Annotated in this window: 29 protein-coding genes; 10 read left to right on the top strand and 19 right to left on the bottom strand. The window is 56.8% G+C overall.

The features are described 5' to 3' along the window. The first annotated feature begins 14 nt into the window (after positions 1 to 14). The gene (locus ACL2XJ_RS10385) at positions 15 to 884 is read left to right on the top strand and encodes a phosphoribulokinase (RefSeq protein ID WP_132923690.1); all 870 of its coding nucleotides are present in this window, start codon (positions 15 to 17) and stop codon (positions 882 to 884) included. 46 nt (positions 885 to 930) lie between these two features. On the opposite strand, the gene ACL2XJ_RS10380 is transcribed toward ACL2XJ_RS10385, so the two are convergent. Beyond that, positions 931 to 1,338, bottom strand: coding sequence for an OsmC family protein (locus ACL2XJ_RS10380; RefSeq protein ID WP_132923691.1), 408 nt, complete (start codon positions 1,336 to 1,338; stop codon positions 931 to 933). 314 nt (positions 1,339 to 1,652) lie between these two features. Between ACL2XJ_RS10380 and crp the strand changes: the two genes are divergently transcribed. Together crp and ACL2XJ_RS10370 are read left to right on the top strand one after the other, a co-directional pair. After that, positions 1,653 to 2,285 (top strand): cAMP-activated global transcriptional regulator CRP, encoded by a 633-nt coding sequence (gene crp, locus ACL2XJ_RS10375; protein WP_034895576.1) that lies wholly within the window; start codon positions 1,653 to 1,655, stop codon positions 2,283 to 2,285. Between the two features lie 51 nt (positions 2,286 to 2,336). Then, the gene (locus tag ACL2XJ_RS10370; protein ID WP_132927898.1) at positions 2,337 to 4,418 is read left to right on the top strand and encodes a YccS/YhfK family putative transporter; all 2,082 of its coding nucleotides are present in this window, start codon (positions 2,337 to 2,339) and stop codon (positions 4,416 to 4,418) included. A gap of 97 nt (positions 4,419 to 4,515) precedes the next feature. Here ACL2XJ_RS10370 and argD read toward each other — a convergent pair whose 3' ends face one another. Both argD and ACL2XJ_RS10360 read right to left on the bottom strand, forming a co-directional pair. Further along, positions 4,516 to 5,736, bottom strand: a complete 1,221-nt coding sequence (argD, locus tag ACL2XJ_RS10365) for a bifunctional acetylornithine/succinyldiaminopimelate transaminase (RefSeq protein WP_132923692.1) — start codon at positions 5,734 to 5,736, stop codon at positions 4,516 to 4,518. 161 nt (positions 5,737 to 5,897) lie between these two features. Continuing rightward, entirely contained in the window at positions 5,898 to 6,473 is a 576-nt protein-coding gene (locus ACL2XJ_RS10360) for an aminodeoxychorismate synthase component II (protein ID WP_203522961.1), read from the bottom strand. 308 nt (positions 6,474 to 6,781) lie between these two features. Between ACL2XJ_RS10360 and ACL2XJ_RS10355 the strand changes: the two genes are divergently transcribed. After that, the gene (locus ACL2XJ_RS10355) at positions 6,782 to 7,063 is read left to right on the top strand and encodes a LysR substrate-binding domain-containing protein (RefSeq protein ID WP_413726453.1); all 282 of its coding nucleotides are present in this window, start codon (positions 6,782 to 6,784) and stop codon (positions 7,061 to 7,063) included. Here ACL2XJ_RS10355 and ACL2XJ_RS10350 read toward each other — a convergent pair. After that, positions 7,060 to 7,827: an SDR family NAD(P)-dependent oxidoreductase gene (locus ACL2XJ_RS10350; RefSeq protein WP_413726452.1), complete on the bottom strand. Its 768-nt coding sequence runs from the start codon at positions 7,825 to 7,827 to the stop codon at positions 7,060 to 7,062. The two genes, ACL2XJ_RS10355 and ACL2XJ_RS10350, sit on opposite strands and share 4 nt — an antisense overlap. 186 nt (positions 7,828 to 8,013) lie before the next feature. Then, entirely contained in the window at positions 8,014 to 8,610 is a 597-nt protein-coding gene (locus ACL2XJ_RS10345) for an EF-hand domain-containing protein (protein WP_132923695.1), read from the bottom strand. Positions 8,611 to 8,792: 182 nt separating this feature from the next. Between ACL2XJ_RS10345 and ACL2XJ_RS10340 the strand changes: the two genes are divergently transcribed. Both ACL2XJ_RS10340 and ACL2XJ_RS10335 read left to right on the top strand, forming a co-directional pair. Next, the gene (locus tag ACL2XJ_RS10340; RefSeq protein WP_203522965.1) at positions 8,793 to 9,371 is read left to right on the top strand and encodes a TetR/AcrR family transcriptional regulator; all 579 of its coding nucleotides are present in this window, start codon (positions 8,793 to 8,795) and stop codon (positions 9,369 to 9,371) included. A gap of 80 nt (positions 9,372 to 9,451) precedes the next feature. Then, complete coding sequence (locus ACL2XJ_RS10335) at positions 9,452 to 10,192, top strand: 3-oxoacyl-ACP reductase family protein (RefSeq protein WP_413726451.1); 741 nt, start codon at positions 9,452 to 9,454, stop codon at positions 10,190 to 10,192. A 10-nt stretch (positions 10,193 to 10,202) separates the two neighbouring features. Here the strand turns inward: ACL2XJ_RS10335 and ACL2XJ_RS10330 are convergent, their stop codons facing one another. Further along, positions 10,203 to 10,985 (bottom strand): SDR family oxidoreductase, encoded by a 783-nt coding sequence (locus ACL2XJ_RS10330; RefSeq protein WP_203522966.1) that lies wholly within the window; start codon positions 10,983 to 10,985, stop codon positions 10,203 to 10,205. Beyond that, a complete protein-coding gene (locus tag ACL2XJ_RS10325; RefSeq protein WP_413726450.1) occupies positions 10,982 to 11,311 on the bottom strand; it encodes a nuclear transport factor 2 family protein in 330 nt (109 codons plus the stop codon). Before ACL2XJ_RS10325 ends, ACL2XJ_RS10330 begins: the two co-directional genes overlap by 4 nt. A 96-nt stretch (positions 11,312 to 11,407) precedes the next feature. Here ACL2XJ_RS10325 and ACL2XJ_RS10320 point away from each other — a divergent pair, with 96 nt between their 5' ends. Together ACL2XJ_RS10320 and ACL2XJ_RS10315 are read left to right on the top strand one after the other, a co-directional pair. Then, on the top strand, positions 11,408 to 11,743 hold the full coding sequence (locus ACL2XJ_RS10320; protein WP_413726449.1) for a winged helix-turn-helix transcriptional regulator: 336 nt from the start codon (positions 11,408 to 11,410) through the stop codon (positions 11,741 to 11,743). A 137-nt stretch (positions 11,744 to 11,880) separates the two neighbouring features. Further along, positions 11,881 to 12,270, top strand: a complete 390-nt coding sequence (locus tag ACL2XJ_RS10315; RefSeq protein ID WP_203522969.1) for a DUF427 domain-containing protein — start codon at positions 11,881 to 11,883, stop codon at positions 12,268 to 12,270. Positions 12,271 to 12,294: 24 nt separating this feature from the next. On the opposite strand, the gene ACL2XJ_RS10310 is transcribed toward ACL2XJ_RS10315, so the two are convergent. From ACL2XJ_RS10310 to ppiA, 3 genes are all read right to left on the bottom strand, one after another. Next, a complete protein-coding gene (locus tag ACL2XJ_RS10310) occupies positions 12,295 to 12,897 on the bottom strand; it encodes a putative adenosine monophosphate-protein transferase Fic (protein ID WP_413726448.1) in 603 nt (200 codons plus the stop codon). Next, the gene (locus ACL2XJ_RS10305) at positions 12,887 to 13,054 is read right to left on the bottom strand and encodes a YhfG family protein (protein ID WP_132923703.1); all 168 of its coding nucleotides are present in this window, start codon (positions 13,052 to 13,054) and stop codon (positions 12,887 to 12,889) included. Before ACL2XJ_RS10305 ends, ACL2XJ_RS10310 begins: the two co-directional genes overlap by 11 nt. Positions 13,055 to 13,469: 415 nt before the next feature. Beyond that, complete coding sequence (gene ppiA / locus ACL2XJ_RS10300) at positions 13,470 to 14,042, bottom strand: peptidylprolyl isomerase A (RefSeq protein WP_132923704.1); 573 nt, start codon at positions 14,040 to 14,042, stop codon at positions 13,470 to 13,472. A 273-nt stretch (positions 14,043 to 14,315) separates the two neighbouring features. On the opposite strand from ppiA, the gene tsgA reads away from it, so the two are divergent. Continuing rightward, the gene (gene tsgA, locus ACL2XJ_RS10295; protein WP_413726447.1) at positions 14,316 to 15,503 is read left to right on the top strand and encodes an MFS transporter TsgA; all 1,188 of its coding nucleotides are present in this window, start codon (positions 14,316 to 14,318) and stop codon (positions 15,501 to 15,503) included. 62 nt (positions 15,504 to 15,565) lie between these two features. Here tsgA and ACL2XJ_RS10290 read toward each other — a convergent pair whose 3' ends face one another. Further along, the gene (locus tag ACL2XJ_RS10290; protein ID WP_243701472.1) at positions 15,566 to 15,781 is read right to left on the bottom strand and encodes a DUF1127 domain-containing protein; all 216 of its coding nucleotides are present in this window, start codon (positions 15,779 to 15,781) and stop codon (positions 15,566 to 15,568) included. 173 nt (positions 15,782 to 15,954) lie between these two features. Here ACL2XJ_RS10290 and ACL2XJ_RS10285 point away from each other — a divergent pair, with 173 nt between their 5' ends. Next, entirely contained in the window at positions 15,955 to 17,379 is a 1,425-nt protein-coding gene (locus ACL2XJ_RS10285; RefSeq protein ID WP_132923706.1) for a PLP-dependent aminotransferase family protein, read from the top strand. Here the strand turns inward: ACL2XJ_RS10285 and ACL2XJ_RS10280 are convergent. The 8 genes from ACL2XJ_RS10280 to aroK form a co-directional block, all read right to left on the bottom strand. Further along, complete coding sequence (locus ACL2XJ_RS10280; protein WP_132927901.1) at positions 17,369 to 18,649, bottom strand: cytosine deaminase; 1,281 nt, start codon at positions 18,647 to 18,649, stop codon at positions 17,369 to 17,371. The two genes, ACL2XJ_RS10285 and ACL2XJ_RS10280, sit on opposite strands and share 11 nt — an antisense overlap. Before the next feature lie 78 nt (positions 18,650 to 18,727). Beyond that, complete coding sequence (gene trpS, locus ACL2XJ_RS10275; RefSeq protein WP_413726446.1) at positions 18,728 to 19,732, bottom strand: tryptophan--tRNA ligase; 1,005 nt, start codon at positions 19,730 to 19,732, stop codon at positions 18,728 to 18,730. After that, positions 19,725 to 20,432, bottom strand: a complete 708-nt coding sequence (locus ACL2XJ_RS10270; protein WP_132923708.1) for a phosphoglycolate phosphatase — start codon at positions 20,430 to 20,432, stop codon at positions 19,725 to 19,727. Before ACL2XJ_RS10270 ends, trpS begins: the two co-directional genes overlap by 8 nt. Next, complete coding sequence (rpe, locus tag ACL2XJ_RS10265; RefSeq protein WP_132923709.1) at positions 20,425 to 21,102, bottom strand: ribulose-phosphate 3-epimerase; 678 nt, start codon at positions 21,100 to 21,102, stop codon at positions 20,425 to 20,427. Before rpe ends, ACL2XJ_RS10270 begins: the two co-directional genes overlap by 8 nt. Before the next feature lie 12 nt (positions 21,103 to 21,114). Continuing rightward, positions 21,115 to 21,966 carry an adenine-specific DNA-methyltransferase gene (gene dam, locus ACL2XJ_RS10260; RefSeq protein WP_132923710.1) on the bottom strand — a complete coding sequence of 284 codons (852 nt, stop codon included), beginning with the start codon at positions 21,964 to 21,966 and terminating at the stop codon, positions 21,115 to 21,117. A gap of 82 nt (positions 21,967 to 22,048) precedes the next feature. Further along, on the bottom strand, positions 22,049 to 23,260 hold the full coding sequence (locus tag ACL2XJ_RS10255; protein WP_413726445.1) for an SPOR domain-containing protein: 1,212 nt from the start codon (positions 23,258 to 23,260) through the stop codon (positions 22,049 to 22,051). Between the two features lie 118 nt (positions 23,261 to 23,378). Further along, positions 23,379 to 24,464 carry a 3-dehydroquinate synthase gene (aroB, locus tag ACL2XJ_RS10250; protein ID WP_413726444.1) on the bottom strand — a complete coding sequence of 362 codons (1,086 nt, stop codon included), beginning with the start codon at positions 24,462 to 24,464 and terminating at the stop codon, positions 23,379 to 23,381. Positions 24,465 to 24,506: 42 nt separating this feature from the next. After that, entirely contained in the window at positions 24,507 to 25,028 is a 522-nt protein-coding gene (aroK, locus tag ACL2XJ_RS10245) for a shikimate kinase AroK (RefSeq protein WP_131866394.1), read from the bottom strand. Between the last annotated feature and the right edge of the window lie 91 nt (positions 25,029 to 25,119).

Below are 25,119 nucleotides of genomic sequence, written 5' to 3'. Positions count from 1 at the left end.
AGCGTAGGGTTACCATGTCAGCACAACATCCCATTATTGCCGTTACCGGCTCCAGCGGCGCCGGCACCACCACCACCAGTCTGGCTTTCCGTAAAATTTTTCACCAGTTGAATATTCACGCCGCCGAGCTGGAAGGGGACAGTTTCCACCATTTTACCCGTCCGGAAATGGACATGGCCATTCGCAAGGCCCGCGATCTCGGGCGACATATCAGCTATTTCGGGCCGGAAGCCAATGACTTCGGCCTATTGGAACACACCTTCCTGCAGTATGGGCTCACCGGCCACGGCAAAGCGCGAAAATATCTGCACACCTATGACGAAGCCGTTCCCTACAATCAGATTCCCGGCACCTTTACTCCCTGGCAGCCGCTGCCGGAGCCGACGGATGTGCTGTTTTACGAGGGGCTGCACGGCGGGGTGGTTACCGACCACCATAATGTGGCGCAGCATGTGGATCTCCTGGTGGGTGTAGTACCCATCGTCAACCTGGAATGGATACAAAAGCTGGTGCGCGATACCAGCGAACGCGGACACTCCCGGGAAGCGGTGATGGATTCCGTGGTGCGATCGATGGAAGACTATATCAGCTACATCACACCGCAATTTTCCCGTACCCATATCAATTTTCAACGGGTTCCCACGGTGGACACGTCCAACCCCTTTGCCGCCAAGGCCATCCCTTCGCTGGACGAAAGCTTTGTGGTAATTCACTTTCGCGGCCTGGATCATATCGACTTCCCCTATCTGCTGGCGATGCTGCAGGGGTCGTTTATTTCCAATATCAATACGCTGGTGGTACCGGGAGGGAAAATGGGGCTGGCGATGGAACTGATCATGGGACCATTGGTAAAGCAGCTGCTGGAAGGCAAACGCATTGAATAAACCGGGCGCGGCCGGAGCGTCGCGCCCGCGGTAACGCATCCGTCATTCAGGACGGCAAACGCACTTCAAAACTATGGGTAACGTTCACGGATTTGCCGAGCATCAAAGACACCGAGCAATACTTTTCCGCTGACAGCTCCACCGCCCTTTCGACGATTTTGTCGGTGAGCCCCGTGCCGGAAACTATAAAATGTAAATTAATATGGGTAAATAACCTCGGCGCTTCGTCGCGGCGTTCAGAGGTCAGCTTGACTTCGCAATCACGCACATCCTGACGCCCTTTTTGCAGAATCGATACCACGTCGATGGCGCTGCACCCCCCAGCCGCCATAAGTACCATTTCCATTGGGCTGGGCGCTTTTTCCCCTGCGTTGCCATCCATCAAAATCTGGTGGCCGGAGGCGGATTCACCTATAAAAGACAGACCTTCGACCCATTTTACTCGTGCTTGCATTATGATGACTCCAGATAAAAAGTTTTTCCTGCACCCTACATTTTTATTGGAAAGGTGGCAATGTTACCTAACATACTTCATGCTGATGCAAGACAACAGAAGACACTGCTTCAAACCTATGCTAAAAACAAGGCTGGATCGACCTCATGATAATGAAAGGGCAAGAGAGCGATCGGAACATCACTAAAACCAGACCCTAATAAGTTCCCTAACGTCGCTCCGTTTACAACGGAGATGGATCGATAAAACAGCGCCGTAATAGGGAATACGATGTCCTGAACAAGGACAGCGATGACAAAAGAGGATAACAGCGAATGGTTCTCGGCAAACCGCAAACAGACCCGACTCTCGAATGGTTCCTGTCTCATTGCCATATTCACAAGTATCCATCGAAGAGTACGCTAATACATCAAGGCGAAAAAGCTGAAACACTTTACTACATCGTCAAAGGCGCCGTCGCGGTGCTGATAAAAGATGAAGAAGGTAAAGAGATGATCTTGTCCTACCTTAACCAGGGGGATTTTATCGGGGAATTGGGCTTATTCGAAGAAGGCCAGGAGCGCAGCGCCTGGGTTCGTGCGAAAACCGCTTGTGAAGTGGCTGAAATTTCTTATAAAAAATTCCGGCAACTGATTCAGGTGAATCCGGATATCCTGATGCGTCTGTCGGCGCAGATGGCCAGCCGCTTGCAGGTCACCTCGGAAAAAGTCGGTAATCTGGCGTTTCTCGACGTCACGGGACGTATCGCGCAAACCTTGCTTAATCTGGCGAAACAACCCGACGCCATGACCCACCCCGACGGCATGCAAATCAAGATTACCCGCCAGGAAATCGGCCAGATTGTCGGCTGTTCCCGTGAAACGGTGGGCCGTATTCTGAAAATGCTGGAAGATCAAAATCTCATCTCCGCACACGGCAAGACCATTGTCGTTTACGGTACGCGTTAAACGTTAATCAAACAGGCGTGGTACTCTGTGCCACGCCTGCTTGTTGGCAGCATGTGGCGTCGACTGATCTATCACCCCGAAGTCAACTATGCCTTGCGGCAAACCATCGTGCTTTGCCTGCCGGTGGCGATAGGGCTATTGTTCGGCAGCCTGCAGAACGGCCTGCTGTTCTCCCTGGTGCCCGCCTGTTGCAACATCGCCGGCCTGGATACCCTGCATAAACGCTTTTTTAAACGCCTGGCCATCGGCGGTACGCTGTTCGCCGTCAGCAGCGTACTGATCCAGTGGCTGCTCTTTGTACACGTACCCTTGCCCTTTATCATGGTGGGCCTGGCGCTGGTGCTGGGCGTCACCGGTGAAATCAGTCCGTTGCACGGGCGGTTATTACCCGCCTCCCTTATCGCCGCCATTTTTACCCTCGGCCTGACCGGCAACGCCCCGGTGTGGATCCCGCCGCTGCTGTATATCGCCGGTACCGCCTGGTACGGGCTGTTTACCGGCCTGTGGTTCCGATGGCTTAAAGAGCAGCCGATGCGGGAAACCCTCAGCCTGCTCTATAGAGAGCTCGCGGATTATATCGAGGCGAAATACAGCCTGCTGACCCAGCATACCGACCCGGAAACCGCCCTGCCGCCGCTGTTTGCCCGGCAGCAGCGGGTGATTGATCTGATTGCGCAAATTTACCAGCAGCTGCATATGCTGTCGGCCAACCATCAGCTTCAGTACAAACGTCTGCTGCGGACATTTCAGGTGGCTCTGGACCTGCAAGAGCATATCGCCGTCAGTTTGCATCAGCCGGACGAAGTGCAGAAGCTGGTGGAGCAGAGTCACGCTGAAGCGGTGATCCGCTATAATGCCCAATTGATTGCCGCCCGGCTGCGGGTGGTAGCGGACGATATCCTTTATCATCGGTTATCGGGCCGTTTCACCATGGCGGAAGCCCTGTCGGCGGTGGAAAAAATTGCCCAGCGAAATCCGGATAATCCGGTGGGGCAATTTTGTTTTTATCACTTCAGCCGCATCGCCCGGCTGCTCAGGACGCAACGTCCGCTCTACCGGCGGGATATCATGGCGGATAACCAGCAACGGCTCTCTTTCTGGCAGGCGCTGCGCAGCTACTGTTCGCTCAAATCCATGGCGCTGCGCAACGCCGCCCGGCTGGGCATTATGCTGGCCATCGGCAGCAGCCTGGGACTGGTGTTCAACCTGCCTAAACCCTACTGGATTCTGATGACGGTGATGTTTGTCAGCCAGAACGGCTATAACGCCACCCGGGTACGTATCCAGCACCGGGCGCTGGGAACCTTGGCCGGCCTGGTTATCGCCGCCGCGACCCTGCAGCTCCATCTGGGGGACGGCACGGTTTTATTGTTTATGCTGGTGGTGACCCTGGCGGCTTATCTGGTTTTGCGGAAAAATTACGGCCTGGCGATGACCGGCTTCACCGTAACCGCCGTTTACACCCTGCAGCTTTTGTCCCTGAACGGTACGCATTTTCTGGTACCGCGGCTGGTGGATACCCTGATCGGATGCATGCTGGCGTTCGGCGGTACGCTCTGGCTGTGGCCGCAGTGGCAAAGCGGCCTGCTGCGCAAAAACGCCCATCAGGCGCTGGAAAGGGATCAGGACGCATTGCGTCTGTTATTACAGGCGAATCCGGAGCCGGCGGCGCTGGCCTATGCCCGTATGCGGGCCAACCAGGCCCATAACGCCCTGTTCACCTCGCTAAGCCAGGCCATGCAGGAGCCCGGTTTCAACTCCCGCTACCTCATCGATATGCGCCTATGGGTGACCCATAGCCAGTTTATTATTGAGCATATCAATGCCATGACGATACTGGCGCGGGATCACTACATGCTGACGCCAATGCTGGCGGAAAAATACCTGACCGCCTGCGAGGTGGCGCTGCAAACCTGCCAGCAACGGCTGGAATACGATGGTCCGAGCAGCGAACAGCCGGTACTGGCCACCGCCGGCGATACGCCGGAGCAGCCGGGCACCCCGATGGAACGCCATCTGCGGCGTATCCTGTTCCATTTGGGAGTCATGCATACCATCTCGTCGGTTGCCTGGCGCCAGCGGCCGCAGCACGGCCGCTGGCTATCGCGGCGATTGGGGGAAAATGCCCAATAGCCGCCGATAATGGCGGCTGAGCGTGTTGGCAAAGTGCCCGGTCGAGAAAGGCGGTTTGATAAGTGAACCGTCCGCGCCAGGCTCTTTCTCAGTGAGCTCAGCCGGCGGTAACCTGGGCCACCGCCTGTTCAAACCTGGCCATTCCCTGATCGATATCGTCAAATTCCACCACCAGCGACGGGGCGAAACGCACCACGTCCGGGCCGGCGTTCAGGATCATCAGACCGTTGGCGGCGCTGGCATGAAGGAATTCCCGCGCCCGGCCGTGATAGCCGGGTTTCAGCGCGGCGCCAATCAGCAAGCCCATGCCCCGAATTTCTTCGAACACATGATAGCGGTCGTTAATCTTCTGCAGCGCGCTGAAAAACCTGTCATGCCGTTCATTGATTCCCGCCAGCACCGCCGGCTGGTTAATGACGTCCAGCGCCGCCTCGGCCACCGCGCAGGCCAGCGGATTGCCGCCATAGGTGGTGCCGTGGGTTCCCACCGCCATCACCGACGAAATCTCCTCGGTAGTCAGCATGGCGCTGATGGGGAAACCGCCTCCCAGCGCTTTGGCGGTGGTGAGAATATCCGGCAGGACACCATAATGCATATAAGTGAATAACTTACCGGTCCGGCCCATACCGCACTGCACTTCGTCCATCACCAGCAGGGCCTGGTATTGATCGCACAGATCCCTAAGCCCCTGCAGGAATTCCGGCGTGGCCGGCGTGATCCCGCCCTCGCCCTGTATCGGCTCAACCACCACCGCGCAGGTATGATCGTCCATCACCGCTTTTACCGCCGCCAAATCGTTGAACGGCACGTGGACGATATCACCGGGTTTCGGTCCGAAACCATCGGAATATTTGGGTTGGCCGCCCACCGTGACGGTAAAGAGCGTACGGCCGTGAAAGGCGTTGTGGAACGCGATGATTTTGGTTTTATAAGGGCTGTGGCGGGTGATGGCATAATGACGGGCCAGCTTAAAGGCGGCTTCGTTGGCTTCACCTCCCGAATTGGCGAAGAAGACCCTATCGGCAAAGGTGGCATCGATAAGTTTGCGCGCCAGCCGCAGCGCCGGTTCATTGGTAAAGACATTACTGGTGTGCCACAGGGTTTCACCCTGGCTTTTCAGCGCCGCCACCAGCGCCGGATGGCAATGGCCCAGGGCGGTCACGGCGATACCGCCGGAGAAATCAATGTACTCCTTGCCTTCCTGGTCCCATACCCGGCTGCCTTTGCCTCTGACGGGAATAAACTGAGCAGGTGCATAAACTGGCAAAATGACCTGATCAAACGTTTCCCTGGTTACCGCGTCATCATGTGTTTTCATAAGCTTTTTACTCTATCCGCCGCAAAAGATAAATGAAATTATAATCATAAAATATGAATAAAAAATCACTTCAATGCAATCTTTTATCGCCGTTCAACGGCAAAAAATTATATCCGCTACCGACGCCGGGCCGGTTGAAGCATTCGCGGCGGGCCATCGGCTTACATCGCCAGGAAATTCGCCAGCAACCGATGTCCCTGTTCGCTGAGAATGCTCTCAGGATGAAACTGTACACCTTCAAGGGGCAAGGTACGATGACGGATGCCCATGATTTCATCGTGAACGCCTTCTTGCAGGCTCCAGGCGGAAACCTCCAGGCAGGGCGGCAAACCGGCGGTCTCCACCACCAGCGAGTGGTAGCGGGTCATGGTCAAATCCGCGGGCAACCCGGCGAAAACCCCCCGGCCGTCATGGACGATAGGTGAGGTCTTACCGTGCATAACCTGCTTTGCCCGCACAACGCGGGCGCCGAATACCTGCGCTATGGCCTGGTGGCCGAGGCAAACCCCCAAAACCGGTATCTTGCCGGCAAAATGCGCAATGGCCGCCATGGAGATGCCTGACTCGTCAGGGGTACCGGGGCCGGGAGAAATCACCAGCCTCTCAGGCGCCATACGGTCGATATCGTCCAGTTGCACCTCATCGTGGCGTTTAACCTCTACATGTGCGCCCAGTTCGCAGAAATATTGGTACAGGTTATAGGTAAAGGAATCATAGTTATCGATGATCAGCAACATGGTAAGGGTGGCCTATTTTTACCGGTTGTTCAGGCAGGAAAATGAAGAAATGGGTCAGCTTGTCCCACGCATCGGGATTTCAGCCAAGTATAACGTGCTCCATATCCCGCTGTCGAACATCGGGCGGGGGGATTCACCGGCTTTAGCGTGAGGCAAATCGAGCCTTGGCGCGGCGCGCGTACCTATTCTGGGACAGAAGGTCAAAACCAGAGGTCAGGCATCGGATATCTGAAGTCAAATAATGGAATAGCGGAATAAAAGGCCGTATATTGCTCATAATTGACTTTATTAGTGAGCAAAGTTCCTGAATGACCACCATCATGGAAAAGACCACCGGACTTGTCGCCTTTGTCCGCACGGTTCAAAACGGCTCCTTTGCCAGCGCGGGGATGGGGATTATTCAAATCCCCCGGTTCGCGGTCGCCGACGACATCGCGGCCGGAACGTTGATCCACGTCCTGCCCGTGTTTCCCATGCTGGTATCCCCTATCCACGCGCTGCATCCCTTTGGCCGCCAACTGCCGATCCGTGCCCGGCTGTTCGTGGATTTTCTGGTGGAACAATTCCGTGAAAAGGATACGGCATCCTAGGCGTTCCAGCCGCCATCGACGGTAAGATTTTCGCCGTTGGTATAAGAGGCGTCCGGGTGAGCCAGATAAGCGACGGCGGCGGCTATCTCTTTCACCTTGCCGAAACGGCCGACGCTTGTGAGCTTGACCATGGCGTCATATTCTGGCGTGCCGGGGTTCGGACTCAGCTCGGTGTCGATGGGACCGGGCTGGACGCCGTTAACCGTAATGCCCAATGGACCGAGCTCACGGGAAAGACCTTTGGTAAAACCGGACAGGGCGAACTTGGTGGCGATATAGAGAGTCACGCCGGGCAGCGGCGCGGCTTCGCCAAACGCCGAGCTGATGTTGATGATGCGTCCCCAGCCCGTTTTCGCCATGCGCCTGCCGGCATCTTTGGCCAAGGCCATGGGCGCACGGACATTCAAATTGAAATGATTGTCGTAGCTTTGGTCGGACGTTTCGAGAAACGGGCCGTACTCCACCGTGCCGGCGTTATTCACCAGGATATCAAGACGGCCGTTGAATTTACCGCTGAAAGCGCCATCGACGGCGGCAATGAGGGTAGCTATTCCCTTAGGGTCGCCGAGATCGGCGCCAACCGCTTCCGCTTCGCCGCCGGCGGCGCGGATTTCATTAACCACCGCCTCGGCGCGTTCCCGGCCGGCGGCATAGGTAATGATGACCGATGCGCCGTCGGCCGCCAGACGGGCCGCCACCGCGGCGCCGATACCACGGGAAGAACCCGTGACCAGGGCGAGTTTATTGCTAAGTGGTTTAGACATGCTTGAATCCTTAAGGTTAAGAGAGGGGAAGTGCTCCCCGTCTGCTGTATGGTTTACGGATTCAGTATTGGCCTTTCCCAAATGTCCCGGTAGTGCCATTCCATTCGCTTCATTCGTGAATAAAGTTCGCGAATAACGCCGGCAGGCTTTCCAGCTCGTGAGACGGCGGAGGAAATTGCCGTCAATTCATGCCTTGCCGGACTCCTGCATCGCCAGATTGGCGAGAATCAGGCTGGAATCAAGGCTGGGCGTTGCCGCCGCATCGCCGCCGCCCGACATCTGCTGCGCGATGAATTCCTTGCCGAAATCCGGGGTATTGAACGGGCTCGGGATGCTGTCCTTGAATTCCTGGTCTGAAACCTTGCCGTCGCCGTCCTCGTCCATGGCCTTATACAACGTATCGGCTTCGGCCTTAGTGCCGCCGCCGGCCGTAACCTGCTGCTCGAGGGAATCCTCGGTTACGGTGCCGCTGCCGTTGGGATCCACCGCCTGCAACAGCTGACTCTGGTAAACATCGGCGAAGGACGTCGTCGAGGCCTTTATCCCGAATCCGCCAAGTTTGGCGAACGACGCCGCATTGGCGGCGCTTGCCTTGGCGGCCTGCTCGGCGGCGAGGGCGTTTTGCCCCTGGGCGCTCAGCACGACGTTGGTGGATGATTCATCCGCCTGCAGCGCCGTGTTTGACGCTTCGGCGCCGTTGGACGACATCGCCTGCCGCTGGCTCGCCGCGTCCGCATTGGCGATGTTGAACAGCGCGGCGGCTATGGAAGATGGAACCTGCATTGAAGCCCCCAATATGATTGATATAAACGTGGCGGCAAAACATCCTGCCCGTTGGAAAGTGCCGGTGATATCACCTGCCTTGTCCTAAGCTATCGGCATCGGACTCTCAATACTTTAGCCGGCAAACCCACATCACAATCTGATTATTGACAGAGTAATCTATTATCATTACTCTGCTGAGTATGGCGAGACCTAAAGAATTTAACCGCGAAACAGCGCTGGCGTGCGCAATCCGCGTTTTTGCCGAGCACGGCTATGAAGGCACCTCCACCGAGGCGCTGTTGCAGGCAATGCGCATCAGCCGTCAAAGCATGTACGATACGTTCGGCGACAAACGTCGGCTTTTTCTGGAAGCGCTGCAACGCTATTGTTTCGAGAGCATAGGCACTATCGCGGCGGCCCTGCGGGGTGGCGGTTCGCCCCTGGCCGGCATTGAGGCGGCCCTGCTGAGCTTTGCCCTGCGCGCCCATGCCTCCTCTGAAAGCGGTTGCCTTGGGGTAAACGCCCTGTGCGAATTCGGCCGGCGCGACCGCGAAGTTACCGCCATTGGCGACGCCAGCGGCGCTGCCTTGCAGCACATTTTCGAATCCGCGATAAAACAAGCCATCGTTCAGGGGGAGATCGCCGCCGATGTGCAACCGCAGGAAGCGGCTCTATTCCTCAATGCGACATTTATCGCCCTGAAGGTCATGGCGCGCGGAGGGGCCGACCCGGAAGCGCTGCGCTCCATCACGCGCACCGCGCTGCGGAGTCTGAAATAACGGGCATCCTTTTTTTACCCTGTTTTGGACTGATTAATCTAGAACAGAAAAACTATTTGAACCTACCGGAGAAACACCCCATGACGAAAATTTTGCTCGGTAAAGTCGCCCTGGTCACGGGGGGATCCCGCGGCATCGGCGCTGCAATAGTCCGCCGACTGGCCGCCGACGGCGCCGCCGTCGCGTTCACCTTTGCCGCTTCAGAGGAGCGGGCGCTGGCATTGGTTGCCGAGGTTGAGGCCCTTGGCGGCAAAGTATTGGCAATCAAAGCGGACAGTGGGGATGCCGAGGCGGTGCGGCGGGCAGTAGCCCGAACCGCCGGCGCGTTCGGCGTTTTGGATATCCTGGTGAACAACGCCGGTATTTTGATTCACGGCAAGGTGGATGAGTTTACCCTGGAGGATTTTGACCGAATGGTGGACGTCAACGTACGGGCGGTGTTTGTCGCCGTACAGGCCGCCATTAAGCATATGACGACGGGGGGCCGCATTATCACCACCGGAAGCGTAGTGGCCGACTACACCGGTTTTCCCGGCGCTTCCATTTACTCCATGACCAAGGGTGCGGTGAGCGCCATGACGCGCGGCTTCGCGCGGGATCTCGGCCCGCGGGGCATCACGGTGAATGCGGTACAACCCGGTCCCACCGAAACCGATATTAACGATATCGAGAGCCAACGCGCCATGCTGCGCCCCATGATGGCGCTGGGGCGCATGGGCAAGGATTGGGAGGTTGCCAGTCTAGTGGCCTATCTTGCCGGTCCGCAAGCGGGCTTCATTACCGGCTCGCTGCTCACCATCGACGGCGGCTATACCGCTTAAACGGGGAATATCACGCCGTCGGCACGGTGCCGCCGTCGATGACGTATTCGGTGCCGGTAATCGCCGAAGCGCGTCCGGACGCCAGAAAGGCCACCAGTTCGGCTACCTCGTCGGGCCGGGCCGGGCGGCCCAGGGGGATACCCCCCAGGGAATCCATCAGGATCCGGCGGGCGCCGTCGAGATCCGTGCCTTCCCGCCCGGCGATCCCCCGCAGCATGCCGGCGGCCGCCTCCGTTTCCACCCAGCCCGGCGACACCCGCACCACGCGAACGCCCCGCGGGCCGACCTCCTTCGACAGGCTTTTACTGTAAGTGCTAAGGGCAGCTTTGGCGGCGGCATAGGCGGTGGTGGAATCAGGCAGCGGCAGTTGCCGCTGGATGGAGGTGACATGGATGATAACGCCGGATCCTTGGGCCAGCATGGCGGGAAGCAAGGCGCGATCCAGGCGCACCGCCGGCATCAGGTTGAGATTGAGTTCCGCCGCCCACTCTTTCTCCCCAAGGGAGGCGAAACCGCCGCCGGGGGACGACGATCCCCCCGCCACATGGACCGCAATATCGATACCGCCCAGCGTGGCCGTTACGGCGTCCGCTATGGCGGCGCATCCTTCCGGAGTAGCGATATCCGCCGCCACGAACCATTGGCCTTCCGGCACTGGGTCGGGCCGGTTTCTCGCGGTTATCAGCACCCTGGCCCCCGCGGCAAGCAGGCGGGCGGCCACGGCCTTGCCGATGCCTTTAGTGCCGCCGGTGACCAGCACGCGGCGGCCGGAAAATTCAGTCTCAGCCATCATAGGCGAATCTCCAGATTGGCGATTTTCCCGTCGCTGAGGCCGAAGGTGTAGGTCAATTCAACCGGGCTGCCGGGAAAATTACCGGCTACCCGGGCCACCAGGCTGATTACCTGGTCCTGCTGCGTGAAATGCAGCGGCTCGACGGTGTACTGATATTTTCCTTTGGCCGCACGCCGCCATTCGGTGATGGCCGCCAGGCCGCGATAGCTCTTGCCCTCATCATGTACGATGGCGTCCGGCATAAAAAAACGTTCCAGGCTTTGGGGGGTAAATTGATTGTCCGCGGCGAAATAGCCGGCAATGGGTTCAGGTAAGAGGATTGTCATGATTGCTCCGTTCGGGTGGTTGCCTTTACCGGATTTTCCCCTTAAGCTCTCTTTTTAGGAAGTACGCACGAAAAAGTAAGTTTAAAAAAGGCGCCCATGACCAACAAAACCTATACCGCCCTGACCGCCGCCAGCGGCGTAGAATCGGTGCTTCGCCTGCTGGAAGGCCGCTGGAAACTGGTTATCCTTTTCCATTTGTTCGGCGGGCAGGTGCAACGCTACTCCGACCTGGAAAAACTGATCCCCGATATTTCGCAAAAGATGCTGGCCCAGCAATTGCGCCAGCTGGAAGCCGACGGGATTGTGATACGCACCGACTATAAGCAGGTCCCGCCCAAGGTAGACTATCGTTTGACGCCTTGGGGCCAAGCGTTGTGTCCGGCGCTGGATGCGCTGCTGACCTGGGCTGAAAGCCGTAATTCGCTTATCTAGGCAAGGCGGTCCTGCGGGAACGGCTGAATTAAAATACGTACAGCCGTAATGAAATTGACTCCCTGAGATAACGACTCCATACTCGTTTTTCAGGCCCATGGGGGTCAATAACATGCAGTCTTGCAGAGGAGAGTCCCATGACTACCAAGCCCGTTAAGATTCCCGGCCCCGATCATCCCATTACCGTTGAGGCCAACCCTTCGCATATTGTGGTGGCCGTTGCCGGCAAAACCATCGCCGATACGCGGCAGGCGTTAACGCTGCGGGAGGCGGATTATCCGCCGGTGTATTATATCCCCCGTGAAGACATCGATATGTCCCTGTTGACGCGCACCGAACACCACACGTATTGCCCTTACAAAGGAGATTGCTCTTATTACAGCATTACTCCCGGCGGCCTGCGATCGGTTAACGCCGTCTGGTCTTATGAAAACCCTTACGACGCGGTGGCGGCCATCAAAAACCATGTCGCATTTTATCCGGACCGGGTCGACAGCATCAAAGCGTCGCCGTCCTCTGAGGGGTAGCGTCATGCAGCGGGCCGGCCGCGGCTACTCCGTTTCTCCCGGCTCATTCACCACCCGCATGAACAGGGCGGTGAGCGGTTCCAGCTCGCCAACCGCGCCGGCCCGATTGGCGGCCAGCCATTCGTCCCGTTCAACGGTTCGCCAACGGGGATCGTAGCCGGCGTGCACCATCAACTGCTCGAAAAATATCCGCTGCGCACGGCCGTTGCCTTCGCGAAACGGGTGCAGCATATTGATATCCGCATAATATTGAGCCAGACGAGGGCATATTTCCTCCTTGGACAGGCCTTGCAGGTAATTTTCATCCTCCAGTTGCTGCATCACGGCATTGCCCTCTTTTTCAAGATAATCAAAGTGGCAATAACGCGTATCGTCTTGATAGATATCCACCGTCCGCAGTTGTCCGGCCCAATCGTATACATCCTGAAATAAGGTATGGTGAATGGCGCATAGCCACGGTAGCCCCAATTTGGCGGTACCCAGCTCAAGGGTTGCGGCCCGCAGGGACGTCAAGGCCAGTTCGGCCTCCAGCAGCCCGGCGGCCTCATGGATATTGAGTTTATTGCGCAGCACCTTGATGCCGGGGTAAAAATAGGGATCGCGGTCATCGCCGAATTTATCGTTCATAATGGCTCCTGAGCTCGTCGATTCGCCGTAACGCCTCTTGTGGCGTCAGGGTGATCAGCTCGGCGGAAAAACCTTGAAGCCTTTGGCTTTCTCTATAATTCTCATTACGGCGTTGCTGATATAATCGCGCTTTTTGCTTGTCGGTCATTTTTTTCATGGGGAAGCCCTGTCAACGATCGGCCCGGTTAATTACCTAAAGTATATACCCTAAATAATTCGAGCTGCAGGAAGACGGCGACGCCGCGACAAATCTGTCAGGAACAGATTTGAACAGCGTTTGCGCTGGCCCGCAGGGTGAACCTCAGGGATGAGGTTCATTTATCCCCAGTCACTTACTCGAGTAAGTGACTGGGGCGAGCGAGGACAAATCTGCCAGGAGCAGATTTGATCGCTGCTTGCAGCGGCCCCGAAGGGGCGAGGCCCATGGAGGGGCCGAGTATTGCCAACGTACCTGTAACTTGAAGTATGACGGGTATAACCGGCAATGGCGGATTCGCCTGAAAGGGGACGGGATAGGGGCATGAGGGGGAAAAGGCCGTAGCGACCGTTCCCCCCTGGCGGGACGAAGGACGTTAGGGCAGAATCTTGGCGGACAGGATAACGATGGGTTTCGTCGGAACGTTCTGATAAGGCCCGATATTTTTAGTGGGTGCCTGGGCAATTTTGTCGGCGACATCCATGCCTTTGATCACTTTGCCAAACACCGCATAACCGAAATCACGTTGCCCGTGATCGAGAAAAGCGTTATCGGCAATATTGATAAAGAATTGGCTGGTGGCGCTGTCTTTATCGGCGGTACGGGCCATGGCCACGGTGCCGCGTAAATTGCGCAAACCGTTATCGGCTTCGTTTTTGATCGGCGCCTGGGTCGGCTTTTGCGTCATATCTTTATTGAAGCCGCCCCCCTGCAGCATAAAGCCGGGGATGACCCTATGGAAAATAGTATTGTCATAAAACCCGCTCTTCACATATTCGAGAAAATTCCCAACCGAGACCGGCGCTTTTTGGCTGTCAAGAGCCAGCTCAATTTTCCCTGCGGAAGTGGTGAGCAGTACATGAGTCTCTTTCTGCGCAGCCAGCGCAGAGGAGGACAAAGCGGCGAGAGAAAAAAATAATGCGGCGGTCGCCAGTTTTTGTTTCAGCATGAAAGGTTCCTTTGTAAAGACATGGGCAACAGGAAGCGCTTAGATTCTAAAGAGGGTGTCAGCCTAACGCTACCCATTTACCTATTTTTACGTAACAGGGCATAAAAATTCGTCATGGCGTTCTTGTAAAAAACGCTGATACGCCCCGATGAAATGACTTTTAGCTCCAAAATTAACGCTGTAATGGTATGATATGCTGCCATATCGGTTGAAACCAATCTCTTTTGCGCCACCGGCGCCAGCCATCCATCGTATGATTTTCACAGGTTTATAATGAATAATAGCAATCGCTCGCGGCTAACATGGATTAGTTTTCTTTCTTATGGATTAACCGGCGCCTTAGTGATTGTCACCGGCGTGGTATTAGGCAACATCGCCGACTATTTTAATCTGCCGATATCCGGCATGGGTTCCACCTTCACCTTTTTGAATTCCGGCATTCTGTTATCGATTTTTCTCAATGCCTGGCTGATATCCATCATACCCATGAAACGGCAGTTGATTGCCGGTTTCGTGCTGATGGCGGTGGCGGTGCTTGGATTGATGAGCGGCCGGAATATTGCCCTGTTCTCATTTTCCATCTTTATATTAGGCGTGGTGAGCGGGATTACCATGTCCATCGGCACCTATCTGATCACCTATCTTTATGACGGCCGCCAGCGGGGCGCGCGCCTGCTGTTCTCCGACTCCTTTTTCAGCATGGCCGGCACGCTGTTTCCCATGCTGGCCGGCGTCATGCTGGCGCGGCATATTACCTGGTATTGGGTGTATGCCTGTATCGGCCTGGTCTATGTGGCGATATTTATCCTGACCCTGCTGTCCGAGTTTCCGGCGCCGGCCGCTCAAGACGCCTCCCTGCGAGGGCAGCCGTCGTCAAAGGAGAAATGGGGACTGGGAGTTGTGCTGCTCTGCGCCGCCGCGTTATGCTATATCCTCGGCCAATTGGGGTTTATCGCCTGGGTACCCGAATACGCCGCCTTGAACTTCGGCATGAGCCAACAGCAGACGGGGGGTTTGGTAAGTCAATTCTGGATTGCCTATATGCTGGGGATGTGGGTTTTCAGCGCGGTACTGCGTTTCACGGATTTACAGCGGATGGTCACCCTGCTTGCCGCGCTGTCCGCAGTCATCATGTATCTGTTTATCGCCACCGATCGGCCGGCGCACCTGCATTATTATCTGCTGGGACTGGGATTTATCTCCAGCGCCATCTATACCACCCTCATTACGCTGGGTTCGCAGCAAACCCGGGTGACGTCGCCCAAACTGGTGAATTTTATCCTCACCTGCGGCACCGTCGGTACCATGCTGACGTTTGTGGTCACCGGGCCCATCGTGGCGTCATATGGCGCAAAAGCCGCGTTGACCACCGCCAACAGCCTCTATCTGGCAGTGTTCATTCTTTGCCTATTGCTGGGATTCGTCAGCAAACACCGCCTGTACGGCCACGGAGCCAAGTAGCATGCCCGCGATAGCAGATTGCTGACAAACATGCTCGGAGTCGATGAGGCGGCAACAACCGTTTATTTTTCACCGTAATGCAGGACATCCTCACGGGAAAGCCCGATATCCTTCAGCTGATCGTCGTTTAATTGCATCAGAATGGCGCGATTGCGGCGACGGTGGTTCCAGGCCATGAACCGACGGAAAAGCGTATCAGGCTGCGGGATTGGGTTCACGGCGCGATGTGGTAATGAAAAAGGAACGGCCTGGAAGGTTTTTGTCAGGGTTTTCATCATGGTTGCTCCTTGTTAAATGTTGCCACTATGATGAAGGGATCGACGCTCACCGTACAGATTCAGAAAGCCATTATTTTTACCATACAATACGCATTTTTATCTTCTGTCATGGTATTATCCGGGCCAATCTGTATTGATTTTCACAAGTACACTTATATCTGTATGGAACCAGCATGACACGCTACGATCAATTGGCCGGCATTATCGGCGAGCGCATAGAACAGGGCTTATACACCTGCGGCGAGCGGCTGCCTTCGGTGCGTACCTTAAGCCAGGAACATGAAGTGAGCATCAGTACCGTTCAGCAGGCGTACCGGGTACTGGAAGAGCGGCAGCTGATCGAGGCGCGGCCGAAATCGGGCTACTTTGTCAGCCAGCAGCATGAATTAGCGGCGCTGCCGGCCATGAGCAGACCGGCGCAGCGACCGGTCGAGATCTCCCAGTGGGATTTGGTGCTCAAACTGCTGCGGGCGGATCCGGAGGACGGCATGGTGCATCTGGGGATCGGCATGCCGGATATCAGCTCGCCGACCCTGAGGCCGTTGATGAAGGCCCTGAGCCGCATCGCGCTGCAGCCGGATTTGCGCGGCATGGCCTATGGCGATATTTGCGGCGCTCCCGCCCTGCGGGAACAAATCGCCCGCCTCCTGGTGGACAGCGGCAACCTGTTGTCATGGGAGGATATCATGATCACCTCCGGCTGCCACGAGGCGCTCTCCATTGCCATTCATGCCCTGTGCCAGCCCGGCGATATCGTGGCGGTGGACTCGCCAAGTTTCCATGGCGTGACCCAGACTTTAAAAGCATTCGGCATCAAGGCGTTGGAAATCCCCACCGACCCGGTGACCGGCATCAGTCTGGAGGCGCTGGAGCTGGCTCTCGAACAGTGGCCGATCAAAGCCATTCAGGTAACGCCCAATTGCAATAATCCCCTGGGGTATATCATGCCGGACAGCCATAAACAGGCGTTGCTGACGCTGGCGCAAGGCTACGATACGCCGATTATCGAAGACGATGTCTATGGCGATCTGGCCTACCGCTATCCCCGGCCGGTGACCATCAAATCCCTGGATGAAGACGGTCGGGTATTGTTATGCAGTTCGTTTTCCAAAACCCTGGCGCCCGGCCTGCGTATCGGCTGGATTGCCCCCGGCCGGTACATGGAGCAGGCAACCCACATGAAATACATCAGTACCGGCGCTACCGCGCTGCAACCGCAGCTGGCGGTGGCCGAGTTCGTGCGTCAGGGGGGATATCAGAAGCATTTGCGCCGGATGCGTGCCCACTATCAACATAACTGCGACATCATGACCGGTTGGATCAAGACCTATTTCCCGCCTGAAACCCGGGTAAGCAGGCCGCAGGGGAGCTTTTTGCTGTGGATTGAAATGCCGGAGCACTTCGATTCGCTGCGCCTGAACCGCCAATTGGATCAGGTGGGGGTGCAAATTGCGGTAGGGCCGATTTTTTCCGCATCCGGCAAGTACCGCCACTGCATGCGCCTGAGCTACGCGCTTGCCCTTACCCCCGCCATCGAACAGGCGGTTAAAACCATCGGCAACGCCGTGAAACGGCAATTGGATGAAGTTAACGCTTGAAGTCGACGATTTCCGGTGAATCTGCGAGAAACAGGGTGGATTGTGCCGGCTCGGTCTGGGCGATTATCCGTCCGCGGCGGATAACGTAACGGGGCGGAACCTGACGTCTTACGGCATCAAAGCCATTTTCCGCCGGCAGAATCACCAGGTTGGCGCCATGTCCGACGGCAATGCCATAATCGCCAAGGTTCATGGTTCGCGCGCTGTTCACCGTGATCAAATCCAGTCCCTGATTGATTTGTTCGTATCCCATAAGCTGGCAAACGTGCAGCCCCATATGCAGGACCTGCAGCATATTGCCGGTACCCAGGGGATACCAGGGGTCGAACACGTCGTCATGGCCAAAGCAGACATTAATGCCCGCCGCCATCAGCTCTTTGACCCTGGTGACCCCGCGACGCTTGGGATAATCATCAAAACGCCCCTGTAAATGGATATTCACCAGCGGATTGGCCACGAAATGAATGCCGGAGAGCTTTAGCAGCCGAAACAGCCGCGCGGTATAGGCGCCGTTGTAGGAGTGCATGGCGGTGGTGTGGCTGGCGGTAACCCGAGGGCCGATATGGTGGCGTAGGGCCAGCGCCGCCACGGTTTCCACAAAGCGCGACTGCTCATCGTCGATTTCATCGCAGTGCACATCCACCAGCCGGTCATAGCGCAGCGCGAGGGCAAAGGCTTTATGCAAAGACTCAACGCCGTATTCACGGGTGAATTCGAAATGCGGAATCGCGCCCACCGCATCGGCGCCCAAACGCAGCGCCTCTTCCAATAATTCTTCTCCCCGCGGATAAGAGAGTATGCCCTCCTGCGGGAATGCCACCAGCTGCAGCTCAAGCCAGGGGGCCACCTCCCGTTTTACTTCCAGCATGGCTTTCAGCGCCGTCAGATGGGGATCGGACACATCCACATGGCTGCGGACATATTGGATACCGTTGGCGATTTGCCATTTCAGCGTTTGCCAGGCGCGCTGTTTGACATCCTCATGGGTGAGCTGCGCTTTGCGCTCTGCCCAGCGCTCAATGCCTTCAAACAGCGTGCCGGATTGATTCCAGCGGGGGGAGCCCGCGGTCTGGGTGGTATCCAGATGGATATGGGGTTCGACAAAGGGCGGCACCGCCAGTCCGCCCATGGCATCCAGGGTCCCGGCGGGGGCTTGCCCGGCGGTTCCGCCGGCGCTTATCTGGCGAAACCGCTCTTGTTCGATATCAATCTGCCAGAGGCCTTCACGCTGGGGCAGACGAACGTTGGTGATTCTTTGCAAAGGAAGCATTTGCACGGCGCGCCTCGAGTGGTGTGGATCTGATATTTCCAATCTTAGCGCGCCTGGGACGCCGGTGCAGCATTCAGATCATGGATGCGCCACAAAACCCACGGCCTCGTAGACTTTGTCCAGCGTTTCACGGGCACGGGCACGGGCTTTGGCCGCGCCGTCGCGCATAATCCGGTTAAGCAGTTCTTCGTCCGCCCGGAAGTCGTGATAACGGCGCTGCAATTCAATCAACATGCCGGAAACGGCATCCGCCACGCTGCCCTTGAGATGGCCGTACATTTTTCCGGCGAACTCCTGTTCCAGCTCAGCGATAGGTTTGCCCGTCACGCCGGACAGGATATCCAGCAAATTGGACACGCCGGGCTTATTGGCTATATCGTAACGCACCACCGGCGGCTCGTCGGAGTCGGTCATGGCGCGTTTGAGCTTTTTCACCACCGACTTGGGATCTTCCAACAGGGTAATGACGTTGTTGCGATTCTCGTCGGACTTGGACATTTTTTTCGTCGGTTCCAGCAGCGACATGACCCGGGCGCCGGATTTGGGAATAAAGGGTTCCGGAACGGTAAAAATATCGCCGTAGAGAGTATTGAAGCGCTGGGCGATATCCCGGCTTAGTTCAAGGTGCTGCTTTTGATCTTCCCCCACCGGCACCTGGTTGGTCTGGTAAAGCAGGATATCCGCCGCCATCAGTACCGGATAGGCGAACAGGCCGGCGTTGATGTTTTCAGCATAACGGGCCGACTTGTCCTTGAACTGGGTCATGCGGCTCAGTTCGCCGAAGTAGGTATAGCAGTTCAGCAGCCAGCCCAGTTGGGTATGCTCCGGCACATGGGACTGCACGAAGATAGTGCTTTTCTGGGGATCGATGCCGCACGCCAGGTACAGGGCCAGCACGTCCAGCGTGGCCTTTCTCAGCTTGAGGGGATCCTGGCGAACGGTAATGGCATGAAGGTCAACAATACAATATATGCAATCGTAATCGTCTTGCAGGTTAACCCACTGACGCAGCGCACCCATATAGTTGCCTATGGTCAATTCACCCGACGGCTGCGCGCCGCTGAATACTATGGGCTTACTCATTATATGTTTCCTGATTATGTAAAGTTGGCAACCCGAGGACGGGCAGAAGATCGGCAAAATGATCCAGCAGATAGTCCGGGTGACTGTCAGCGATGGATTCGCCGTAGTTATAGCCGTAGGTCATGCCGACACAGGGACAGCCCGCCGCTTTGGCCGCCATGATATCGTTGCGTGAATCCCCCACGAACAGCAGTTCGTTCACATATAATCCCAGCTTGCCCAGCACCAGATAGAGCGGCGCGGGATGGGGTTTTTTCGCCGCCACGTCATCCGCGCCGATAAGCAGGGAGAAATAACGGTCAATCTCCAGCGAGGCCAGCAGAGGCGCGACGAAGGGCGTGGGTTTATTGGTCACCACCGCCATGGGGAATCCCTGCTCCGCCAGGCGTGCCAGGGTGGCCTTCACCTGCGGGAAAAGCCGGCTGCCCTGCTCCACCGTCTGGGCGTAAAACTGGTCGAACAGCAGGCGGGTCTGGCGGCACAGCGTGATTTCCGGTTCTGCGCCCGCCCACTTCAGCGCCCGCTCCACCAGGATGTCGGCGCCGTTGCCAATCCAGGTGGAGACCCGCGCCTGCCCCGCCGCGGGCAACCCCTGGGCCTGCAACGCCCCATCGAGCGCGCTGCTCAATCCCGGCGCGGTATCCGTCAGCGTACCGTCCAGGTCAAATGCCAAGGCGCGTATCCGCGTCACATCAGCCATGTTTGATCCCGTTTAATTCGCGGCGCATGGCCTCAATGATTTCCTGATAATCCGAATGGCCGAAAATCGCCGATCCGGCGACAAACATATCCGCCCCGGCCGCGGCGATGGCGCCGATATTATCCACTTTGACACCGCCGTCCACCTCGAGACGGATATCCCGCCCGCTGTCGTCAATCAGCCGGCGGACCTGGCGCAGCTTATCCAGCGTGCCGGGAATAAAGGATTGTCCGCCAAAACCGGGATTCACCGACATCAGCAAAATGACATCCAGCTGATCCATGACATAGTCGAGATAACTCAGGGGCGTCGCCGGGTTGAATACCAGGCCGGCTTTGCAGCCGTGAGATTTTATCAACTGCAGGGAGCGGTGGACATGCTCCGATCCTTCGGGATGGAAAGTAATGTAACTGGCGCCCGCGTCGGCGAAATCCGGAATGATCCGGTCCACCGGCTTGACCATCAGATGCACATCGATAGGGGCGGTAATGCCGAAATCCCGCAGGGCTTTGAGAACCATCGGGCCCATGGTGAGATTGGGAACATAATGATTGTCCATCACATCAAAATGCACCACGTCGGCCCCGGCCGCCAATACCCGGGCGGTATCCTCACCCAGGCGGGCAAAATCCGCCGACAGGATGGATGGGGCGATCAAGAATTTTTTCATCCGCTTCTCCAATCAGTTAGGGTCGGACGCAGGCGTTCCTTGCTGGTCCGCATAATGATACAGCGCCAGCAGTTCATTCACTTTGGTACGACCCAGGATATTCCGGCTGATGGTACGACGCCCTTTCACCACATGGAGTACCGCGTCGCAGTACCACTCACGGGTCAACAACGTATCGTGGTTGGAAATCAGCACCGGCACCCGGACTTCGCTGGCGAGTTGATGAGCTATCCGCGCCAGGTTCTGCTGCTCGATATTGTTGAAACTGTTGGTATGGTAAGCCGTAAAGTTGGCCGTCGTCGATAGCGGCACGTACGGGGGATCACAATACACCACCGAGCCCCACTCGGCTTTCATCAGCGTTTTCTGGTAATGCTCGCAGACGAAAACCGCACTTTGCGCCTTTTCGGCAAACCAGTTTAATTCGATTTCCGGAAAATAGGGCTTCTTGTACCGCCCGAACGGAACGTTGAACTCGCCGCTCAGATTATAACGGCACAGGCCGTTGTAACAATGCCGATTAAGATAAAGAAATAGCACCGCGCGCCGATAAGCATCAGTACAGAGGTTAAACTCGCTGCGCATCGAATAATAGATTTGCGGGGTATTGGCCTCGGCATAAAATAGTTGGCGAGCATCACCGATGAATTCATCGGTGCGCTCTTTTACAATGTTGTACAGGTTGATGAGATCGCTATTGATATCAGCAAGAATATATTTCTCATAATCGGTGTTCAGAAACACCGAACCTGCGCCGACAAAAGGCTCTATAAGGCAATCGCCCGCCGGTAAATGGCGGCGGATATCTTCTATTAGCGGATATTTACCGCCAGCCCATTTTAAAAACGCGCGGTTCTTCTTCATGCCGTCGATTGATACTCATACACTCTTCAGAGCCGCGGATTGTACTCTGTTTATGACAGCACATCAGTGCTAAATTCAAGAACTATTTGTTCTGATCCTGTTTGACCTGGCCTATTTGCCTGGCCCAGGGTTTATTAGCCTGTACATCAGCCGGTAATTGCGCAACCGCGCTCTTGGCCTGCGACGAAGTCGGATAAACGCCGCTTACCAATACATACCAGGGTTTTCCTTCGCGGCGGGTCTCATAGACCCAGTACTGGCTCAACTGCTGCTTGCGGGCATAGGCGTTCAGAGTCGCCGCCTGCGAAGCGCTGCTGAGCTGCAGGGTGTAGAAACCGGCGGGAGCGGTCTGGATGGCACCAGATGACGCATGGGCGGGCGTTGCCGGAGCCAGGGCGCCGGCGGATACAGGCGCGGATACGGGCGCGGCGGCGGCTGTATTCCTTCCGGCAACCGCTGCGTGGGTATTCCTGCCGGCGGGCGCAGCAGGCGTATTCCTGACGGTTGCGGGGTTATGCTGCTGGCCGACGGCGGCCATGGGAGCCGGGGCCACTGCATGTCCATTGGCGCCTACCGTGGCATGGGGCCTGGCCGCCTTGTGGACCGGTGGTACGGAGGTATTGACCGCGCCGGATTTATGGGCCGGCTCCTTGCCCACCGGCGCCACCGTGGCCGGTGCGGTGGGCAGGGTCGAGGCGGAACCCTCGTTATTCATCTGTTCGGTCATGCCGTTAACCTGATTGCCTTGCTGCGACAGCGCGTCCGCCATATTGCCGGGCAAATCGATGCGGTGCTGCGGCGCGGCGCCGACAACCGGCGGTGCCTGGGTCGGCGTTGAGGCAATGGGGGGCGCGTTCAGGGTTTGCGGCTGCGAAGAAGCGCCGTTAACGCCGTTGGCCTGGGACGGTGAAGCAGTACCGTTAACGCCGTTGGCCTGGGATGGCGCGGAGAGCCCGCCGTTGGCGCTGCCGGGACTATTGGCATCCGGATTGGCGGAATTGGCCGCCGGCGCGGTTCCATTCAACGGCGCGGAGGAGGAACCGGCGGAACCGGACAGATCGATATTCTTTTCACCCGCCGTCGGGTTTTGCTGGCTGGCATCCGGCTGGGTCGGCGATTTCAACGCCGAGCCGACGCCGATAACCACCAGCAGCAATACCAGGATACCGATGCCAATCATCATATGCTGTCTGGACATCGCGACTTTAGGAACCGAGGGGCCTTTCCGTTGACGTGGGGGACGGCGATCACTGCTGTCAGGTCTCAGTTCGTCTTCCGACTTGAACTCATCCATTTACAACTCTCCAACTGAGAGATTATTCCACCGGGCGCAAAGGCCCGGCGGAGGGTTAAAGCGATTAAACCAGCTTAATCTTCCCTCCCCCATAGGGGACCGGGACAAGAAGGCTGATTCAGGTGCGGCAATCGGCGATTGACGCCAATACGATATCATCGGGCACGCCGGCACGCACTTCAGCCTTGCCAAGGCCCTGGGGCAATATCAACCGCAGTTTGCCGGAAACAACTTTTTTGTCACGCATCATATGCGGCAGGTACTCTTCCGGCGCCATGCCTTCCGGCCCGGCCACCGGCAATCCGGCGCGCGCCAGCAATCCGGTAACCCGCAGCAGGTCGTCGGCGGAGAATTGCCCCAGCCGCCGGGCGGCATGCGCCGCCATCACCATGCCCGCCGCCACCGCTTCACCATGCAGCCAATTACCGTAGCCCATATGGGTTTCAATGGCGTGGCCATAGGTGTGGCCCAGATTGAGTAAAGCCCGCAGGCCGGTTTCACGTTCGTCGGCGGCGACCACCTCCGCTTTCAGTTCGCAGCAGCGGCGGATGCAATAAGACAGCGCATCGGGATCGAGAGCAAGCAGGCTGTCCATATGCTCTTCAAGCCAGACAAAAAAAGCATAGTCCAAAATGATGCCGTATTTGATCACTTCCGCCAGGCCCGAGGATAATTCCCGCGGCGGCAGGGACTGCAGGCAATCCAAATCGATGATCACCGAGGCCGGCTGATAAAAGGCGCCTATCATGTTTTTGCCGAGGGGGTGATTAACCGCGGTTTTCCCTCCCACTGACGAGTCAACCTGAGCAAGCAGCGTGGTGGGTACCTGGATAAACCGGACGCCGCGCTGATAGCTGGCGGCGGCAAAGCCGGCCATATCGCCGATAACGCCGCCGCCCAAGGCAATGAGCGTGGTGTCGCGACCGTGCGGCTTTTCCAGCAAGGCGGTGAATATCCGCTCCAGGACGGCTAACGTTTTGTACTGTTCGCCATCGGGCAATATCACCTGATCGACGATGATTCCGGCGTGTTCGAGAATCGCCCGGACAGGATTAAGATAAAGCGGCGCCAACGTTTCGTTGGTCACCACCATGACTTGAGCGCCGCTTTTCAGCGGTAGGAAAGAAGCCGGGTCACTGAATAACCCGGCTGCTATCGTAATCGGGTAGCTACGCTCCCCTAATGTTACAGTAATCCTCTCCATGGGGTGCTTAATGACCTTTTCGGCATCTCGTTACACACTAGATCAGTTGCTTTCCAACATATTGATGATTTGGTTGGCAACAACCTTAGCACTTTGCTCGTCGGTACGAATGGTGACATCCGCAATTTCTTCATACAAAGGATTGCGTTCCCTGGCCAGCGCTTCCAGTACTTCGCGCGGCGGGGCTTCAACCTGCAGCAAGGGGCGTTTCTTATCGCGCTGGGTTCTCGCCAGCTGTTTTTCAATAGTGGTTTCAAGATAAACGACCACACCACGGGCAGAAAGGCGGTTACGTGTCTCACGCGATTTTACTGATCCACCGCCTGTAGCCAATACGATCCCTTGTTTTTCAGTAAGTTCGTTAATGACTTTTTCTTCACGATCGCGAAAGCCATCTTCGCCTTCCACGTCGAATACCCAGCCTACATCAGCCCCGGTGCGTCGCTCAATCTCTTGATCAGAATCGAAAAACTCCATATTAAGTTGTTGGGCCAACTGACGCCCAATAGTGCTTTTGCCGGCACCCATAGGCCCAACCAGAAAGATATTGCGTTTCTCTGCCATGTTTTTCGGTATTACTAAGATTATTCGTTAATGACAACCCGCCCCGCCAATCAAATTAGCGGCGGGACCTAAACTGAAACCTCATGAGCGA

Origin of the sequence: Sodalis sp. RH16, from assembly GCF_047324245.1 — a bacterium.
GTDB classification, from domain to species: Bacteria; Pseudomonadota; Gammaproteobacteria; order Enterobacterales; family Enterobacteriaceae; genus Acerihabitans; species Acerihabitans ligni.
The sequence above is the reverse complement of the archived record's forward strand: the minus strand, read 5'-3'. Positions and strand labels throughout refer to the sequence as shown.